Origin of the sequence: Halorubrum shenae (genome assembly GCF_051194165.1) — an archaeon.
Lineage (GTDB): Archaea > Halobacteriota > Halobacteria > Halobacteriales > Haloferacaceae > Halorubrum.
Genome location: NZ_JBLZNI010000002.1, coordinates 275,215 through 292,514 on the forward strand (window position 1 = coordinate 275,215; position 17,300 = coordinate 292,514).

The window sequence follows — 17,300 nt, forward strand, 5'->3', positions numbered from 1 at the left end:
ACGCCGGACGACGTGCCCCGCGTTGTGGCAAGTTTTAACCCCGCCGTATCCGCCTGATCGATCATGACTCCCTTGCAGGCGGCCACCCGGGAGACGTTCTGGACGATAGGTCCGGTCGGGAAGGCCGCGTTCTACTGGCTCGCCGTGGTCGCGATCCTCGTGTTCTGCTACGGGGTGTACGCCCGGTTTGCGGCGTACACCCGCGGGAGCGAGGACCCGCGCGACCGGCTGTCGAACCTCCCCGCCCGGACCGTCGCGGCGACCAAGACGGTCATGTCGAACGAGAACCAGTTCGACCGGGACCTGTACGCGGGCGTGATGCACACGTTCGTGCTGTGGGGCTTTCTCACCCTGCTCGTCGCGACGACCATCCTCGGGTTCGACATCGACGTGTACCGCCCGCTCGCGGGCGAGTCCTTCTGGGTCGGCGACTTCTACCTGGCCTACCAGTTCGTCGTCGACGCGTTCGGCCTGCTGTTCATCGTCGGCGTCGGCATGGCCATGTACCGCCGCTACCGGAACCGCGACGGGCGACTGTGGGGGAAACACACCTCGATGGAGGACGACGCCTTCGTCTGGACTCTCTTCGCGCTCGGTATCGGCGGCTTCGTCGTCCAGGCGCTCGGTATCGTCGGCCAGCCCGCGAGAGCCGACGAAACGGTGAGCTTCATCGGCATGGCGATGGCCGCCGGGTTCCGGTGGGTCGGGCTGACACCCGCGGGCGCCGAGGCGATCTACGGCGTCGTCTGGTGGAGCCACTCGCTGTTGGCGTTCGCCTTCATCGCGTGGATCCCGTACGCGAAGCCGTTCCACATGATCTCCTCGTTCGCGAACGTCGTCGCCCGCGACAACAACGCGGGCGCGCGACTCCCCAACGTCCCCGCCGACCTCGATCACACCAACGCAGAGTCGCTCGACGACTTCACCTGGAAGGAGCTCATGGACGGCGACGCCTGCACGAAGTGCGGGCGCTGTTCGTCGGCCTGCCCGGCCGAGACCGTCGGCCGGAACCTCGACCCGCGGGACGTCATCCTCGATTTAAAGGCGTACCGCGAGTCCGTGAGCGACGACCCGGTGGCGGGTGCGGGTGGCGGGGGATCGGTCGCGACCGACGGCGGCGTGGCCAGTTCCGCCGCCGCCTCCGACGGCGGGACCGTCCCCATCGTCGCCGACGAGGGCGGCGTGATCGCGAGCGAGTCGATGGAGTCGTGTATGTCGTGTATGGCCTGTATGGACGCCTGCCCGGTCGACATCGAACACCTCACGTCGTTCACAAAGCTGAACCGCCAGCTGGTCGACGAGGGCGCGGTCGATTCGAACCTCCAAGACGTGTTCCAGGACGTGATGCAGAAGGGGAACACCTTCGGCGAGTCGCAGTCGAGCCGCGGCGACTGGATCGACGACCTCGACGAGGCGGTCGACGTTCCGGACGCCCGCGAGCGCGAGGTGGAGTACCTCTGGTACGTCGGCGACTACCCGAGCTTCGACGACCGGAACAAGAAAGTCGCCCGCGCGCTCGCCCGCCTGTTTGACGAGGCCGACGTGTCGTTCGGAATTCTGTTCGACGACGAGAAGACGGACGGCAACGACATCCGGCGGATCGGCGAGGAGTTCCTCTACCTCGAGCTGGCGGGCCACCACGTCGAGACGTTCGCGGACTGCGAGTTCGACTCGATCGTCTGTACCGACCCGCACTCGTACAACACCATCAAAAACGAGTACCCCGAGGTCGACTTCGCCGAGTTCGCGGACGACCCGATGATGCCGTTCGACCGCGAGGAACCGTGGAACGCCGACGGGGAGACCGGCGTGTTCCACTGGACGCAGGTAGTCGAAACGCTGGTCGACGAGGGGCGACTCGACCTGTCCGGCGACGAACTCGACTACACCGTCACCTACCACGACCCGTGTCACCTCGGCCGGTACAACGACGAGTACGAGGCGCCCCGCGAGCTGATCCGCGAGACCGGCGCCGACCTCCACGAGATGCCGCGCTCGCGCGAGGACTCGTTCTGCTGTGGCGGCGGCGGCGGCGGCCTCTGGACCGAACACGAAGAAGAGATCAAGCCGAGCGAAGAGCGCCTCCGCGAGGCGGTCGAGGACACCGACGCGGGCGACGCGATCGAGAAGTTCGTCGTCGCCTGCCCGATGTGTACGACGATGTTCGAGGACGGCCGGAAAACGGGCGACTTCGAGGACGACGTGGAGATCGTCGACGTCGCGGAACTGCTGATCGAGGCGGTGGAGGCGGGGTCGTAGTCGCGCCGCGCGTCTCAGCTGGTCGACCGCGACCGCGACTCGACCGCGTCGTCGATCCGACGCAGCAGGGCCCGCCCCGGCGCCCGATCGCGCACGGGGGCGTCGCCGAGGTAATCGATCAGCGCGTCGCGGAGGAGTGCGGCGCCGTCCGGGGTGAGCGCGCGGTCACGTTCGATGCTTCGGAGCAGCCTGCACTCCCCGGGGGCGTCGTCGCCGGCGGCGACGGCGGCCTCGCCCGCGTGGAACAGTGCGGCGTGGGCGACCCACGCCTCCTCAAGGGAGAGCGAGAGTCGGATTGGGTCTCCGTTCCTCGGAGAGCTCATGGTCCGGGTCTTCACACGGAAGGTCTTAAAGATACGCCGGGCGTGCAAAACGGGCGCTCCGGGGGCCGCGATCGTCGGCCTGCGGCATCTATATAGCGTACATAGATCACCTAAGTAATACTGACGGGGGGGTACACCTCATAGCATAGTACTTATGTCGAAGACAATGTCGATCAGGTGATGGCACCAAGCCACGACGCGGACGCGAACGGGATCACGCGGCGGAAATCGCTTGCGGCGCTCGCCGGTGCGGGAGCGCTCGCGCTCGCGGGATGTACCGAGACTGAGGGGGGCGACGGCGGCTCCGGAGACGGCTCGGACGGCTCGGACGGCTCAGACGGTTCCGACGGCTCGGACGGCTCGGACGGCTCGGACGGCTCGGACGGCTCGGACGGCTCGGACGGTTCCGACTCGCTGTCAGGGGCGATCAACATCGCCGGGTCGTCGACCGTTTTCCCGCTGATGAGCGCGGTCGCCGAGGACTTCGCCGAGGAACATCCGGATGTCCGGATCGACGTCAGTTCGACGGGCTCGGGCGGCGGGTTCTCGAACTTCTTCTGTGTCGGTGAGACCGACTTCAACAACGCGAGCCGGCCGATTAAACAGGAAGAACAGGATCTCTGCGCCGAGAACGACGTCGAATACGTCGAGCTCGTCGCGGCAACAGACGCGCTTACGGTCGTGATCAACAACGAAAACGACTGGGCGACGGAGATGACCGTCGAGGAGATCGCGCAGATCTGGGAGTCCGACGCGGCGGAGCTGTGGAGCGACGTCAACGACGAGTGGCCCGACGAGGAGATCGAGCGGTTCGGCGCGGCCGACACCTCGGGCACGTACGACTACTTCCTCGAGAACGTCATGGGCGCGGAACGTGGGCACACCGACGACTACCAGGCGACCGAGCAGGACAACACGATCGCCGCGGGCGTCGAGGGTAGCGAGTACGGGATCGGCTACTTCGGCTTCGCCTACTGGTACCAGAACCAGGATCAGATCACGCCGGTGGCCGTCGACAACGGCAACGGGCCAGTCGAACCGAACCTGGAGACCGCGTCGTCCGGCGAGTACGCGCCGCTTTCGCGGCCGCTGTTCACGTACCCGTCGATCTCGTCGCTCTCCAAGGAGCACGTCGCCGAGTTCGCCCGCTACTTCGTCGGCCAGACCACCAACGAGGACCTCGTCGCCGGCGACGTCGGGTACGTCCCCGCGACCGAGTCGACGAAGGAAGAGCAGATGCAGGTTCTCGAAGACGCGATCGAGCAGGCGCAGGGCTGAGCCACGCGTCATGAACCGGTGTATTGATTTACGACAGCGTTCGATCACCGACCGTCCGTGACAGATAGCACCGAGAGTCCGGATCTACAGCGACGGAGCGGACTCACACGACTGAAGGAGGGGACCTACGGAGGGTTCTTCGCCGCGTGCGCAGTAATCACCCTGCTAACGACGGTCGCCATCATTGCGACCCTGCTGTCGGACGCACTGGTGTTTTTCGCCGAGGTACCGATCACCGAGTTCCTGACCAGTACCAGCTGGAGCCCGAATCCGCGCGGAGGCGGGCAGTCGTTCGGTATCGTCGCCTTGGTCATCGGAACGCTCACCGTGACGATCACGGCGGGATTCGTCGCGCTTCCGGTTGGAACGTTGACCGCGATTTATCTCAGCGAGTACGCGACCTCGAACGCGCGCTCGATACTGAAACCGCTCTTGGAGATCCTCGCGGGCATCCCGACGGTCGTGTACGGGTACTTCGCGCTGGTGTACGTCACCCCGGCGTTGAAGGCGACGCTGTTCCCGGAGATGAGTACGTTCAACGCGCTGTCAGCGTCGTTGATGGTCGGAATCATGACGATTCCGATGGTCTCGTCGATATCCGAAGACGCCATGAGCGCCGTGCCCGATGACCTGCGACAGGCCGGGTACGGGCTCGGTGCGACCAAGTTCGAGGTGTCGACCGGAATCGTCGTCCCCGCCTCGATCTCCGGAATCGCCTCGTCGTACATTCTCGCTGTCTCGCGGGCGATCGGTGAGACGATGATCGTCGTCGTCGCGATGGGCGCGCAGGCGAGGATGCCTGCGGTCCAAGATGGGCTCTTCGGGATCCCGTTTATCAACCCCGCCGACACGCTCTTGCAGTCCGGGATGACGATCACCGTCGCGATGGTGCAGATCGCTGGCGGCGACCTGACGGGCGGGACCACCCCGTACGACGCGATGTTCGCGCTCGGACTCACGCTGTTCGTGGTGACCCTTGTAATGAACGTGCTCAGTGACATCATCGCGGAACGATACCGGGAGGAGTACTGATGGCGACTGACACCGACACCGCGCGCGTCGAGGAGTTCGGCGAGGTGAGCCGCGTCCGGGGGATCATCTTCGAGTACCTCTCTCTCGGCGCGAGCGTGCTGGGGATCTTTGCGCTCGCGGTGTTGCTCATCTACGTCACGATCGACGCCTTCGATCTGGCGAACGCGAGCCCCCTGTGGCTGTTGACGTACTTCCTTACGCTCGTCGTTCCCTTCCTTGGCTTTTGCCTGTACAGCGCCCGTGATCGGGCGTTGATGCGCCGCGCGGTCGCCGTGGCCGGTGGCGGCCTTATCGCGGTCGCCGCGGTCTTCACCGCGGTCGAAACGTTCGTCCGCCAGGTTCCGCGGCTCAACTGGCAGCTCGCGTATCTCTTTGTCGTCGTCATCCCCCTCACCGGATACCTCGTCTACATCGGGGCCCGTGGGCGGCCCGGATCGGTCGGCTTCGGGCTCGTCGGACGGCTGATCGGTGGCACCGCGATCGGACTGGCGTTCAGTGTCCTCTTTTTGGTGTTCGACGAGCGACTGTGGTTCCTCGCGTACACGCTCGGGATCGTTCCGGCGCTATTCACGTACGCGTACGGCCGACTCCGGAACTCGTCGACCGCCGTGACAGCTGCCCTTCCGGTGAGTATCCTCGGGGTATTGCTCGCCGTGTTCGTCCGGGAAGTGGTCCGGACGTATCCCACGACGACGTTTATCTACCTCTGGACGCTTGCGATCCCGATCGCGGCGGCCGGCGCCCTCGTGGTGAACGGTCGCGGGAACCGGACTGCGGCGCTGGTCGCGGGAGGCGTTCCGCTCGTCCTCGCAGCCGCAGTCGGACTGTTCGGACGAGCTGCGGGGCTCGGGGTCGGCGGTCCGAACGCACTGCTGGTCATCGCCGTGGCGGGCGTCCCGACCGCCGTCTACCTCCATCGCGTGTTCGACGTCGGCGAGGGGGTGGCGGGACTGGCGCTTCCAGTCCTACTCGTCGTCGGGGCGCTCGTCGGGGCGCTCGTCGTCGAGACGTTCGGGATCCCGACGCCGAACTCGTGGGTCAGCGGGACGTTCGTCACCGAAGCACCGTCTCGAAATGCCCGTGAAGCGGGCCTCTATCCGGCGATTGTCGGCTCGGTGATCATTATCGCGATGGTCGCCGTGCTGTCGTTCGTCTTGGGAGTCGCGACCTCTGTGTTCTTAGAGGAGTACACCGCAGGCAGCGGGGTCGTCGGCGCGTTGACGCGGCTGCTCCAGATCAACATCGCGAACCTCGCAGCGGTCCCGTCGGTCGTTTACGGGCTGCTCGGACTGGGGCTGTTCGCGAACCTGCTCGGGTTGGGCTTCGGGACCGCGGTGACGGTGTCGCTGACGCTGTCGCTGCTCATCCTCCCGATCACGATTATCTCCGCGCAGGAGGCGATCCGGTCGGTGCCGGACGACCTGCGACGGGGATCGGACGCGATGGGGGCGACCCGCTGGCAGACGACGAAGAACGTCGTCCTCCCGGAGGCGTTCCCCGGAATCCTCACCGGGACGATCCTCGCGCTCGGGCGGGCGATCGGCGAGACCGCCCCGCTCATCATGGTCGGCGCGGCGACGACGGTGTTTAGCGCGCCGAACAGCCTGTTCAACAAGTTCAGCGCAATGCCGATGCAGATCTACGCGTGGGCGAACTTCCCACAGGCGGAGTTCCGATACGGCGTCGTCGCCGCAGGCGTTATCACGCTGTTGGTCATTCTCATCGGTATGAACGGGACGGCGATACTGCTGCGAAACCGCGCGGAGCGGGGGCACTAACATGAGTAACACCGAAACAGAGACAGAAACCGAACCCGACGCGAGCGACTCGCTCATCAGGACGGACGTACAGACCGGGTCGAACGACCGAGCCACACCCTCGAATCGGACCGCGGTCGCCACGCGCGACCTGAACGTCTTCTACGGCGACGATCAGGCCATCGACGACGTGTCGATGGATATCCCCGAAAAGCGCGTGACCGCGCTCATCGGCCCCTCGGGCTGTGGCAAGTCAACGTTCCTCCGGTGTATCAACCGGATGAACGATATGATCGAGGTGTGCCGCGTCGAGGGCGAGGTGAAGTTCGGCGGCAAAAACGTGTACGACGACGACGTCGATCCCGTCGCCCTCCGCCGGAAGATCGGAATGGTGTTCCAGAAGCCGAACCCGTTCCCGAAGTCGATCCGCGATAACGTTGCCTACGGCCTGAAGATTCAGGGGTACGAGGGCGACGTCGACGAGCGCGTCGAGGAAGCGCTGAAAGGGGCCGCGCTGTGGGACGAGGTGAAAGACCAGCTCGACTCCTCGGGACTCGACCTCTCCGGCGGGCAACAGCAGCGGCTCTGTATCGCCCGCGCCATCGCGGCCGACCCGGAGGTCATCCTGATGGACGAGCCGACCTCGGCGCTCGACCCCGTCGCGGCCTCAAAGATCGAGGACCTCATCGACGATCTGGCGGAGGAGTACACCGTCATCATCGTTACCCACAACATGCAGCAGGCGGCCCGCATCTCCGATAGAACCGCGGTGTTCCTCACCGGCGGTCGGCTCGTCGAGTACGACGACACCACCAAGATCTTCGAAGATCCAGAGGAACAGCGCGTGGAGGACTACATCACGGGGAAGTTCGGATAGATGCCCCGCGAGAACTACCAGGAGCGACTCAACGAGCTCCGAGACGACGTGGTCGCGATGGGCGAGTTGGTCCTCGACCGGTACGAGACCGCGCTCCGCGCCGCCGAGACGGGCGACGACGACCTCGCCGACGAGGTGGTCGGCAGCGATCACGTGGTCAACGACCGGTACCTCGAACTCGAAGACGAATGTACGGAACTGCTCGCGCTCCAGCAGCCCGTCGCCGGAGACCTCCGGCTGGTGACCGCCTCGTTCAAGATCATCACCGACCTCGAACGCGTCGCCGACTTGGCGACGAACATCGCCGAGTACGGCGGCGAGGACGGCGGGATCCACCCCGCCGTCGACTTCCGCGGGCTCGGCGACGCGGCCGGCGACATGGTCGCAGACGCGGTCGCGGCCTACGAGGCGTCCGATCCCGACGCCTGCCGAGAGATCGACGTCCGCGACGACGACCTCGATGAGCGGTGTCGACGGGCCAGCGAGGCGGTCGTCCGGAAGCTTCTCGAAGCGGACCGCGCCCGCATCGAGGCGAACGGGACCGCTGAGACGGACCCTGGTTACCTGGCCGACTCGCTCGACGAGGTCTCCCGCGCACTGCTGGCGATCCGTGACCTCGAACGGGTCGGCGACCACGGGGTCAACATCGCCGCTCGGACGCTGTACATGATCGAGAGCGACGACGAACTGATCTACTGAACGCGACCCCCGAACCGACGCCGAACCCACCATGACAACAGCCACCGACACCACGGACGACGAAGCGACCGACGAGACGACCACCCTCACGTTCATGTGCGTCCGCAACGCCGGGCGGAGCCAGATGGCGACCGCCTTCGCGGAGCGCGAGCGCGACCGACGCGGGCTCGGCGACGCGGTCGATATCGTGACGGGCGGCACGATGCCCGCGGACACCGTTCACGACGTGGTCGTCGAGGCGCTCGCGGAGGTCGACCTCGACGTGAACGGGCGGACCCCCCGCGAGATCGCCGACGACACGCTCGCCGCGTCCGACTTCGTCGCCACGATGGGCTGTTCGACGCTCGAACTGGACGGCGTCGACACCGACGACTGGGACCTCGACGATCCGGGCGAGCGCCCGATCGAGGAAGTCCGTCCGATCCGCGACGAGATCGAGCGCCGCGTAGTCGCCGTCTTCGATGAGCGGTTCGGCGAGTACGACGGCGAATAGCTCGCTGACGCAGTCGACGGTCATTTTTAAACGGTCGACCGTAGGTCCGGCGCACGCGTTGCTTCCGGCTCACTCGTTCGTTTATTAGGAGCCGCGAGCATGTCGACGGTGAACACTGCTAGCGTCCCAGTCGCGAGGACTCGCGACTGCCCCGTTGAGTCCCACCCACCCCAGCACAGCAACCGCACCTCACGCCTCCCCAGCCTCGTCGCCGGCGGCTCTGCCGCCGACTCCCTCGCGCGTGCTGCTCGCGGGCCGATGGCCCGCTCACAGGCACGCGCCACGGCATTCATTTATAAGCGACTGAGTGTCCCACCTACTCGGGCCCGTCACTCCGTCCGGACCCGAATCTCGATACCGTCGGCGTCCGTCACTGCGATACCGTCCTCCCGCTCGTCGACGACGAACTCGATGTCGCCGTCGACTGCGACCGCGTCGAGCCGGTCTCGCACCGCTTCTACCGCGGTCGCGTCCGGGACGACCACCTCGAACCACGCGAGCCCGCGTCCGCCGGCGGGCGTCGTCCGCCCTTGCCACGTGTTCGCGCCGAGGTGGTGGTGGTAGCCGCCGGCCGCGACGAACCGGACGTTCGGCCCAGTCATCCCGACCTCAAAGCCGAGGCCGTCGACGTACACCGCCTCGAACGCCGACAGCGAGGTGACTTCGAGATGCATGTGACCCACGTCGGTGCTGGGCGGAACGCGGTCGGCGAAAGCCGAATCGCCCGTCGCTCCGGCGACCCCCTCGATATCGAGCGGTTCGGTCGCCATCCGGATCGTTCCGTCGTCGTCGGCCGGCCACTCCTCGCGGGGGCGGTCGCGGTAGATCTCCACGCCGTTGCCCTCGGGGTCGTCGAGGTACAGCGCCTCGCTGACGAGGTGGTCCGAGGCGCCGTCGAGCCGCCACCGATCTCGCACGCGGGCCAACGCCTCGCCGAGAGCAGCGCGGGAGGGAACTCGGAACGCGGTGTGGAAGAGGCCGGCGTCGGTCGGGCCTCGCTCCGGGCTGTCGGGGTCGCGTTCCAAGACGAGGAGGGGCGTCTCCGCGACGCCGAGGGTCGCTCGATCGTCGTCGCGGTCGAGCACCGCGAGGCCGACCACGTCGCGATAGAACGCGGTCGTCTCGTCGAGGTCGGCGACGCGGAGCGCGGCGCGACCGATCCGCGTCCCGGCGGGGAGTCGGTCGTCGGGGGCGTCGCGGGAGGCGTCGGTGTCCATGTGGGTCGGTACCGTCTGTGGCGCGTTCAACGCGTCGGTCGCGGACGGGAACGGCTCCGTCGTCTCACACCCGTCCCGAACCGTCCTGAACGTCCGTTAGAATCAAACGGTCACGCGACGGAGAGACTGGTATGAGCGCCGAACAGGAGACACGAGCCGTCCGCTGTCTGGTCGCGAAGGTTGGACTCGACGGTCACGACCGGGGAGCACACGTGATCGCACGGGCGTTTCGGGACGCCGGCTTCGAAGTGGTCTACTCCGGGCTTCACCGCGCTCCCGAGGATATCGTACAGGCGGCGGTCCAAGAGGACGTGGACGTGCTGGGCATCTCCATCCTCTCGGGGGCGCACAACACGCTCGTTCCGAAGGTGATCGAGGGGCTCAAAGAGTACGACGCGTTCGAGGACACCCTGATCTTGGTCGGCGGGATCATCCCCGACGACGACGAGGTCGAACTCAAGGAGCTCGGCGTCGCCGAGGTGTTCGGCCCCGGAACACCGATGGAAGAGACAGTCGAGTTCATCCGGAACAACCTCCCGGAGCGAGCGTAGATGGGTGAGTCGGACGCAACCGCGCTCAGCGACGCCGACGCCGAGCTCGTCGAAGAGCTCCTCGCCGGGAGCCACCGGGCCCTCGCGCGCGTCATCACGCGGATCGAGAACCGCGCGACCGGCTACCGCGGTATCGTCGCCGCGCTCCACGAGCACACCGGCGGCGCGGACGTGATCGGGGTCACCGGAGCGCCCGGCGCCGGGAAGTCGACGCTCGTCGACAAGCTCGCGGCCGCCTACCGCGACCGCGGCGACACCGTCGGCGTCGTCGCCGTCGACCCCTCCTCGCCGTACACCGGCGGTGCGGTGCTCGGCGACCGGATCCGGATGGCGTCGAACGTCGGCGACATGGACGTGTTCTTCCGGTCGATGAGCGCGCGCGGCCAGCTCGGCGGGCTCTCGATGGCGACCGCGGACGCCGTGAAAGCGCTCGACGCCTTCGGAAAGAACGCGGTCATCATCGAGACGGTCGGTGCCGGCCAGAACGAGGTCGACGTGGTCCGGACCGCAGACACGGTCGCGGTGCTGGTCCAGCCCGGCTCCGGCGACGACGTGCAGACGCTGAAGGCCGGCATTCTGGAGATCGGCGACGTGTTCGTCGTCAACAAGGCCGACATGGACGGCGCGGAGCGCACCCTCGCCGAACTCGAGGAGATGATCCACCGGCGGGAGGGCCCGACGAAGGGGCTCGATGGGGGACACCACGGCTTCGAGGTTCCCGATCATCCGGACGACGGGGAGGGAGACGGAGACGGCGGGAAGGGAGACGGAGACGACAGGAAGGGTGACGGAGACGACGAGGAGGGTGACGACGAGCCGCCGGAGTGGACCCTCGAAGTGCTCCGAACCGTTGCGAACACCGGCGAGGGCGTCTCGGAGCTGATAGAGACGTTCGACGCTCACGCGACTCACCTCCGCGAGTCGGGCGCGATCGAGGCGACGAAGCGCCGGCGCTACGCCGAGGAGATCCGCACGCTGGTCCGTTCGGACGTGGGCGCGCTCGCGAGCGGGGAGATCGAGCGCCGGGGCGGGATCGACGCGCTCGCCGACTCGGTTCGGCGGCGAGAGACGGACCCGTACAGCCTCGCCACGGAGATCGTCGAGCCGATCGCGGAGTGCGTGGAGACCGACGCAGACGAGGTCAGCGACGTGCGAGATGCCGACAGCGGAGCGCCCGTCGATCAGGACGCGAGATAACAGCACGCGACACGGTGGCCCGGAGAGCCCACGAATTATAAGTCGCCAGCGGACCAACAGTTTTCCATGAAGCTCAGGAACCTCGCCGGGACCGCCCTCCTCGGCGTCGGCGCGATCGCCGCGCTCAACACCGGACTCCGGTACGAAGGAGAGTTAGAGTCGCCGCTCGACGGCGACGACGGGACGTTCCGCTGGCGCGGGATGAACGTCGCGTACACCGAGGCGGGCGACCCGGACGACCCCGACCTCGTGCTCCTCCACGGCGCCAACGCCGCCGGCTCCGCGGGCGAGTGGCGCGCGGTGTTCGACGACCTGGCCGCGGACCACCACGTCGTCGCTCCCGACCTGCCGGGGTTCGGCCGCTCCAACCGACCGCCGCTGCGCTACTCCGCGGCGCTGTACGAGGACTTCGTCCGCGACTTCCTCGCCGACTTCGACAAGCCCGCCGTCGTCGCCTCGTCCCTGTCGGCGGCGTACGCGGCCGCGGCGGTCGACGCCGATGGCTCGACGCCAGACGGGATCGATATCCGGGGATTCGTCGGCGTCTGTCCGGCGACCGTCGCCGGACCGAGCCCGCCGAAGTCGTGGCTGCGGGAGCTGATCCGAGCGCCGCTCGTCGGCGACGCGCTGTTCAACGCTCTCGCCTCGAAGCCGTCGATCCGCTATTTCAACGCCGACCACGGCTACGACGACCCGACGAACCCCAGCGAGGAGTGGGCCGACTACGAGTGGCGGACGGCCCACGCCGAGAACGCTCGGTTCGCGCCCGCGTCGTTCATCTCGGGGTACCTCAACAGCGACCTCGACCTCGCGGACGCGCTTGCGTCGATGGACGCGGCACCGACGATCGTCTGGGGCCGCGAGGCCGAGGTGAGCCCGTTGGCCGACGGCCGCGAACTCGCCGACGAGTCCGGGGCCCGCCTTGTTGTCTTCGATCGCGCCAAGCTGCTGCCGCACGTCGAACACCCGGAGCGATTCGTCGAGACCGTCGAGGAAAGCCTCGTCGCGAGTGCGACGGTGTGACGATCGGGACCCGCTCACTTGTCTCGACGAACGTACAGCGTCTTCTCGCAGACCGCGTGGACCGTCCCCGCGTCGTCGACTAGGGAGACGAGATACTCCCGGTCGGTCGACTCGCCGGGCGCGAGCCCATCGCGGAGCGTCTCGATCTCGTCGTCCGTGAGCGCGAACTCCGCGTACAGCGTGTCGCGGCCGGGTTCGAGGAACTCGATCGCGGCCGACTTATCCCAGACGGTGAAGCTGTCGCCGAGGACCCGACGGAGTATCGTCAGGTACACCGGGTCGATCGCGCCGTAGAGACTCCCGCCGAAGATCGTTCCGATCGCGTTTCGCGTCCGCCAGTTGAACGGGACCCGGATCCGGATGTACCGCCAGTTCGCACCGATGTGGTCGACTCGAGCGCCGGTGCCGCGGTAGGCGGGGAGGAGATTGAACCCGTGGCGCCACAGCCGGGTGCGAACGCTCTCGGCCGGCGGGTCATCGCGGAGGGGGCGCGGGTCGGGATCGCGATCGATGCCGGTCGGAGGGTCGGTCACGTCAACAGGAGACGGCGCCGCGGGCAAACCCGTGTCGGAACCGGCGACAACGGGCCCGGAGTTGTCGACGTCGGACGCTTATTTATAAGATGCGGCGCGGTCGGCGCGCGCCTGTGAGCGCCCGAAGGGCGCGAACAGCGTCGCGCGAGGGAGTCAGTCGCCGGAGCGAAGCGGAGGCGACTGACGAGGCTGGGGAGGCGTGAGGTGCTGTGCGGTTGCGGTGCGGGTGGGACTCAAAGGGGCAGTCGCGAGGACGAAGCACGGTGACGCAAGGACCGCAGCGAGCAACGCGAGCGAGGACCGCAACGAACCGCGCGAGTCGTCGCGACTGGGGCTTTGACGGTGTTTGTCGACGATTCGTCGCCAGCAGTCACTTATAAACGAGCGATTGAGACGTCGACGACGTTTGCGGTCGATCCGGACGAATGCGGTCACACGGGCGCGTTCTCGCCTCGGCCCGAAACGGGTATCCCCGCGCGTCCGCAACCCGACACTGATGGAGTGTGACAGGTGCGGAGACGACGCGATCCACCACGCCGCCTACTCCGGGGCGCACCTCTGTGGCGAGCACCTCCGCCGGTCGGTCGAGAAGCGCGTGAAACGCCGCATTCGCGAGGACGTCCTCCTCGATCCGGACGCGACGCCGGACGACCCTGACCGCTGGGTGATCGGCCTCTCCGGCGGGAAAGACAGCGTCGCGCTGACACAGATCCTCGACGACGTGTTCGGAACGGACCCCCGCGTCGAGATGCTCGCGTTAACGATCCACGAGGGGATCGAGGGGTACCGCGACGAGAGCCTCGACGCCTGCGTCGAGCTCACTGAGGACCTCTCGCTCCGCCACGAGGTCGTCTCCTACGAGGAGGAGTTCGACGTGCAGATGGACGACGTCGTCGAGAGCGACCCGGAGAACATGGCCGCCTGCGCGTACTGCGGCGTATTCCGGCGGGACCTCCTCGAAAAATACGCCGCCGAGTTCGACGCCGACAAGCTGCTCACCGGCCACAACCTCGACGACGAGGCCCAGACGGCGATGATGAACTTCCTCGAGGGCGACGTGCGACAGGTGGCGAAACACTTCGACGCCTCGCTCGGTCCCTTCGACGAGCGCGAGAGGACCGACGCGTTCGTCCCGCGCGCCAAGCCGCTGCGAGACGTGCCCGAAAAGGAGATCGCCCTGTACTGTCACGTCCGCGACCTCCCGACGCACATGGCCGAGTGTCCCCACTCCTCGGAAGCGTACCGCGGGGAGATCCAGTCGACGATCCACGACCTCGAAGAGAACCACCCCGGCGCCCGCCACTCGATCATGGCCGGCTACGAGGAGCTGTCCGCGCTCGCCGCCGAAACGTACCGCGAGGGCGGCGACGCCGCCGCCGACTCGCCCGATCTGGGCGAGTGCGACCGCTGCGGTTCGAAGACGAGCCGCGACGTCTGTCGGAAGTGCCGACTGCTCGACTCGATCGAAGCGGCCTGAGCCGGTCGGCGTTCACGGGTCGCCGTCGACGTGACCCAACAGATCGAGCTGGTGGGTGAGGTACACGAGCTCGCCGTCGTCGACCCGTCGCCGTCGATCGTCGAGCCACGCGTCGAGCGCAACGCTCGGGTCCTCCGGAGACGACTCGCCGTCTTCCAGTGACATCCCCACGGTCCCGTCGATCACCTCTCCGACCGCCTCCTCCACAGTGTCGAGAATGTGTCGGAGGAAGAACGCCTCGTCGCCGGGGTACGCGGAGTCGGGGCCGGCTCGCCGACCGCTCTCCGCGCTCTCGACCGGCCGAACCACCCAGTCCGATCCGGCGACGCCGAGGAGCGAGGCGCCCTCGATCGCCCGGATCCGCGCGAGCGCGTCGCCGCCGGCCCGACTGCTCCCGCCGGCCTTGGCGTCCATGTGCGCGTGGTAGTAGCCCTCAATCTCTCGGTCGGCCGGGTGCGACGGGCGGAACCGCGTCCCGCCGTCGAACGTGATCGGGAAATAGAACGACCCGCCGGGCGCGAGCCCGTCGAGCAGGGGTTCGAGCCCGTCCAAGCCGAGCACGTCGAGCAGCGCCATCCCGATCAGGGCGTCCCACTCGCCAGCGGACTCCGACGCGTACGCGACCGCGTCGGCGACGACCGGCTCGACCGTGACGGTTCGGGCGTCGGTCTCGACGACGAGGGCGTCCGGTTCGCTGTCGTCGTCGCGCTCGCTCGCGGCGGTGACGGAAACCGAGGCGTCCCGGTCCGCCGCCCACTCGCGGAGGAACGGGGCGACTCCGGCGAGCGCCCCGGCGTCGCGGTCGACCGCGACGTACCGCGTCTCGCCCGGCGGGAGCACCGCCCAGTCGATCAGGCGGGCGATCATCGTCCCGATGCCGGCCCCCACTTCGAGGACGCGGAGCGGGCCCTCGGTCGTCGCCGCGCGGTCGGCGATCTGTTCGCGAAGGCGTCCGACGAGCCGCCGGTCGAGCGCCCGGTCGTCGACGGTCCGCTTCGCACGGAGATAGCGCCGGAACGCGTCGGTGTCGGCGGCGAGGCCCCCCTCACCGCCGCCCGGAGATTCCTCACTATCTCCCGTCACGTCGCCGCCGCCGCCCGGAGATTCCCCACCGTCCCCCGTCACGTCGCCACCTCCGGCTCGACGGCGTCGGGCGCGTCGGCGACGTCGGCGAGCAGCCGGCGGACGCGCGCCGCCGACTCGTCCCAACTCGGGTGGCGCTCGTACCGCCGCCTGGCGGCGCGACCCATCGCTGCGACCCGGTCGGGATCGACCGCGAACTCGGTGAGCGCGCGGGCGACGGCGGCGGGGTCGTCCGGCTCGACGAGAACGCCCGTCTCGCCGTCGGTGACCGTCTCGCTCGCGCCGCCGGCCCGGGAGGCGATCGCCGGCAGGCCGAAGCTCATTCCCTCCAGGTAGACGATCCCGAACCCCTCGTATCGAGAGGGGACGGCGAGGACGTGGCTCGCGCGGAGGACGTCGGCCAGCTCGGCGTCGGACAGCCGGCCGGAAAAGCGGACGCGGTCACCGAGCCCGCGCTCCCGGACGAGCCGCCGGACGTCGGCGACGTGGGACGCGTCGACCGGCCGGCCGACGGCCGTGAGATCGACGGCGGCGTCGGCCCGGGCCACTCCCTCGACGAGCGTGTCCAGCCCCTTCCGCGGCTCGACGTTCCCGACGAACGCGACGCGGAGCGGACCCTCGCCGGCTCGCGCCGCGATCGCGTCGTCGTCGATCGCGGGATCGAACCGGTCGCCGGCTGGCGGGGCGACGACGCTCGCACCGGAGTCGACGCCGAGGGCGGCGACGGCGTCGCGGGTCGCCGCGCTGTTACAGACGACGCCGTCGACGGACGCGAGATACCGGCGCTCGATCGCGCGGTACAGCGAGGAAAGCCGTCCGGGCTCGCTCGCGCGCAGGTGGTGGACGATACTGACGACCGGATACGGCAGGTCGCGGTTAGCGAGGAGAAGTGAGGGGTGAGCGAGCTCGTCTTGGAGCATCACGTCGACGTCGACCTGGAGGCGGTCGCGGAACCCCGGATCGGCGTTGTCGAGCAGGCCGCGCGGGTACGCCCGCCACGGGAGTTCGACGACCTCGACGGTGTCGCCGGCCCGTCGGAGCTCCTCGACCAGTTTCCTGTCGTAGCGGAATCCCCCGGACTGCTCGTCGAGGCTCCCGTACAGCGTGAGCCCGACTCTCATACCGACGCGTCGTAGGTCGCGGCGGCCGCGTCGTCCTCCCAGACCGTCACGCCCAGCTCGGCGACGGTGTCGTCGGTCACCGCGTCGGTAACGCGCTCGAAGACCACGCGGGCGAAGCGTTCGACGCTCGGATTGCGCCCCTCGAACTCCGGGAAGTCGTTGAGCAGCTCGTCGCGGTAGCGGTCGGCGAGGTCGGCGAGCGCCGCCTCGGCGTCGTCGATGTCGACGAGATAGTCGTACTCGTTCAGTTCGGGGCCGCGGAAGGTCAGCTCCACCTCGAAGTGGTGAGAGTGCGGCACGCCTTCGGGCCCGGGGTCGGGGACCGTGAGGTAGTGCTGGGCCACGAAGTCAGTCATGACCGTCGTCGCGTACATGCACCG

Annotated in this window: 17 protein-coding genes; 11 read left to right on the forward strand and 6 right to left on the reverse strand. The window is 67.9% G+C overall.

Going from position 1 to position 17,300, the window contains the following annotated elements; all coding sequences use genetic code 11:
- Positions 1-63: 63 nt before the first annotated feature.
- Positions 64-2,259 carry a heterodisulfide reductase-related iron-sulfur binding cluster gene (locus ACNS88_RS04195; protein WP_435094205.1) on the forward strand — a complete coding sequence of 732 codons (2,196 nt, stop codon included), beginning with the start codon at positions 64-66 and terminating at the stop codon, positions 2,257-2,259.
- 14 nt (positions 2,260-2,273) lie between these two features.
- On the opposite strand, the gene ACNS88_RS04200 is transcribed toward ACNS88_RS04195, so the two are convergent.
- On the reverse strand, positions 2,274-2,582 hold the full coding sequence (locus tag ACNS88_RS04200; protein ID WP_435094207.1) for a DUF7853 family protein: 309 nt from the start codon (positions 2,580-2,582) through the stop codon (positions 2,274-2,276).
- A gap of 180 nt (positions 2,583-2,762) precedes the next feature.
- Between ACNS88_RS04200 and ACNS88_RS04205 the strand changes: the two genes are divergently transcribed.
- Genes ACNS88_RS04205 through ACNS88_RS04230 form a run of 6 tightly spaced genes read left to right on the forward strand, consistent with a single transcriptional unit; the run spans position 2,763 to position 8,718 of the window.
- On the forward strand, positions 2,763-3,860 hold the full coding sequence (locus tag ACNS88_RS04205; RefSeq protein WP_435094209.1) for a PstS family phosphate ABC transporter substrate-binding protein: 1,098 nt from the start codon (positions 2,763-2,765) through the stop codon (positions 3,858-3,860).
- 57 nt (positions 3,861-3,917) lie between these two features.
- Positions 3,918-4,892 (forward strand): phosphate ABC transporter permease subunit PstC, encoded by a 975-nt coding sequence (pstC, locus tag ACNS88_RS04210; protein ID WP_435094211.1) that lies wholly within the window; start codon positions 3,918-3,920, stop codon positions 4,890-4,892.
- Entirely contained in the window at positions 4,892-6,670 is a 1,779-nt protein-coding gene (gene pstA, locus ACNS88_RS04215) for a phosphate ABC transporter permease PstA (RefSeq protein ID WP_435094213.1), read from the forward strand. Before pstC ends, pstA begins: the two co-directional genes overlap by 1 nt.
- A 1-nt stretch (position 6,671) precedes the next feature.
- Positions 6,672-7,526: a phosphate ABC transporter ATP-binding protein PstB gene (pstB, locus tag ACNS88_RS04220; RefSeq protein WP_435094215.1), complete on the forward strand. Its 855-nt coding sequence runs from the start codon at positions 6,672-6,674 to the stop codon at positions 7,524-7,526.
- The gene (locus ACNS88_RS04225) at positions 7,527-8,225 is read left to right on the forward strand and encodes a phosphate signaling complex PhoU family protein (RefSeq protein ID WP_435094217.1); all 699 of its coding nucleotides are present in this window, start codon (positions 7,527-7,529) and stop codon (positions 8,223-8,225) included.
- A gap of 31 nt (positions 8,226-8,256) precedes the next feature.
- Positions 8,257-8,718, forward strand: a complete 462-nt coding sequence (locus ACNS88_RS04230) for an arsenate reductase/protein-tyrosine-phosphatase family protein (protein WP_435094219.1) — start codon at positions 8,257-8,259, stop codon at positions 8,716-8,718.
- Positions 8,719-9,047: 329 nt separating this feature from the next.
- Here the strand turns inward: ACNS88_RS04230 and ACNS88_RS04235 are convergent, their stop codons facing one another.
- Positions 9,048-9,935 carry a VOC family protein gene (locus ACNS88_RS04235; RefSeq protein ID WP_435094221.1) on the reverse strand — a complete coding sequence of 296 codons (888 nt, stop codon included), beginning with the start codon at positions 9,933-9,935 and terminating at the stop codon, positions 9,048-9,050.
- Between the two features lie 131 nt (positions 9,936-10,066).
- Between ACNS88_RS04235 and ACNS88_RS04240 the strand changes: the two genes are divergently transcribed.
- The 3 genes from ACNS88_RS04240 to ACNS88_RS04250 all read left to right on the forward strand — a co-directional run bounded on the left by ACNS88_RS04240 (position 10,067) and on the right by ACNS88_RS04250 (position 12,706).
- Entirely contained in the window at positions 10,067-10,486 is a 420-nt protein-coding gene (locus ACNS88_RS04240; RefSeq protein WP_435094223.1) for a cobalamin B12-binding domain-containing protein, read from the forward strand.
- On the forward strand, positions 10,487-11,683 hold the full coding sequence (gene meaB, locus ACNS88_RS04245) for a methylmalonyl Co-A mutase-associated GTPase MeaB (protein ID WP_435094225.1): 1,197 nt from the start codon (positions 10,487-10,489) through the stop codon (positions 11,681-11,683). It abuts the gene before it with no gap.
- Between the two features lie 66 nt (positions 11,684-11,749).
- The gene (locus ACNS88_RS04250) at positions 11,750-12,706 is read left to right on the forward strand and encodes an alpha/beta fold hydrolase (RefSeq protein ID WP_435094227.1); all 957 of its coding nucleotides are present in this window, start codon (positions 11,750-11,752) and stop codon (positions 12,704-12,706) included.
- A gap of 14 nt (positions 12,707-12,720) precedes the next feature.
- Here the strand turns inward: ACNS88_RS04250 and ACNS88_RS04255 are convergent, their stop codons facing one another.
- The gene (locus tag ACNS88_RS04255) at positions 12,721-13,239 is read right to left on the reverse strand and encodes a DUF4442 domain-containing protein (protein WP_435094229.1); all 519 of its coding nucleotides are present in this window, start codon (positions 13,237-13,239) and stop codon (positions 12,721-12,723) included.
- A 496-nt stretch (positions 13,240-13,735) separates the two neighbouring features.
- Between ACNS88_RS04255 and ncsA the strand changes: the two genes are divergently transcribed.
- Positions 13,736-14,716: a tRNA 2-thiolation protein NcsA gene (gene ncsA, locus ACNS88_RS04260; RefSeq protein ID WP_435094231.1), complete on the forward strand. Its 981-nt coding sequence runs from the start codon at positions 13,736-13,738 to the stop codon at positions 14,714-14,716.
- A 12-nt stretch (positions 14,717-14,728) separates the two neighbouring features.
- Here ncsA and ACNS88_RS04265 read toward each other — a convergent pair whose 3' ends face one another.
- From ACNS88_RS04265 to ACNS88_RS04275, 3 genes are read right to left on the reverse strand one after another with little or no spacing between them, the layout of a single operon-like run.
- The gene (locus tag ACNS88_RS04265) at positions 14,729-15,841 is read right to left on the reverse strand and encodes a hypothetical protein (protein WP_435094233.1); all 1,113 of its coding nucleotides are present in this window, start codon (positions 15,839-15,841) and stop codon (positions 14,729-14,731) included.
- Positions 15,838-16,920 (reverse strand): glycosyltransferase family 4 protein, encoded by a 1,083-nt coding sequence (locus tag ACNS88_RS04270; RefSeq protein ID WP_435094235.1) that lies wholly within the window; start codon positions 16,918-16,920, stop codon positions 15,838-15,840. Before ACNS88_RS04270 ends, ACNS88_RS04265 begins: the two co-directional genes overlap by 4 nt.
- On the reverse strand, positions 16,917-17,294 hold the full coding sequence (locus ACNS88_RS04275) for a 6-pyruvoyl trahydropterin synthase family protein (RefSeq protein ID WP_435094237.1): 378 nt from the start codon (positions 17,292-17,294) through the stop codon (positions 16,917-16,919). The genes ACNS88_RS04270 and ACNS88_RS04275 overlap by 4 nt, the downstream gene beginning before the upstream one ends.
- Positions 17,295-17,300 lie beyond the last annotated feature (6 nt).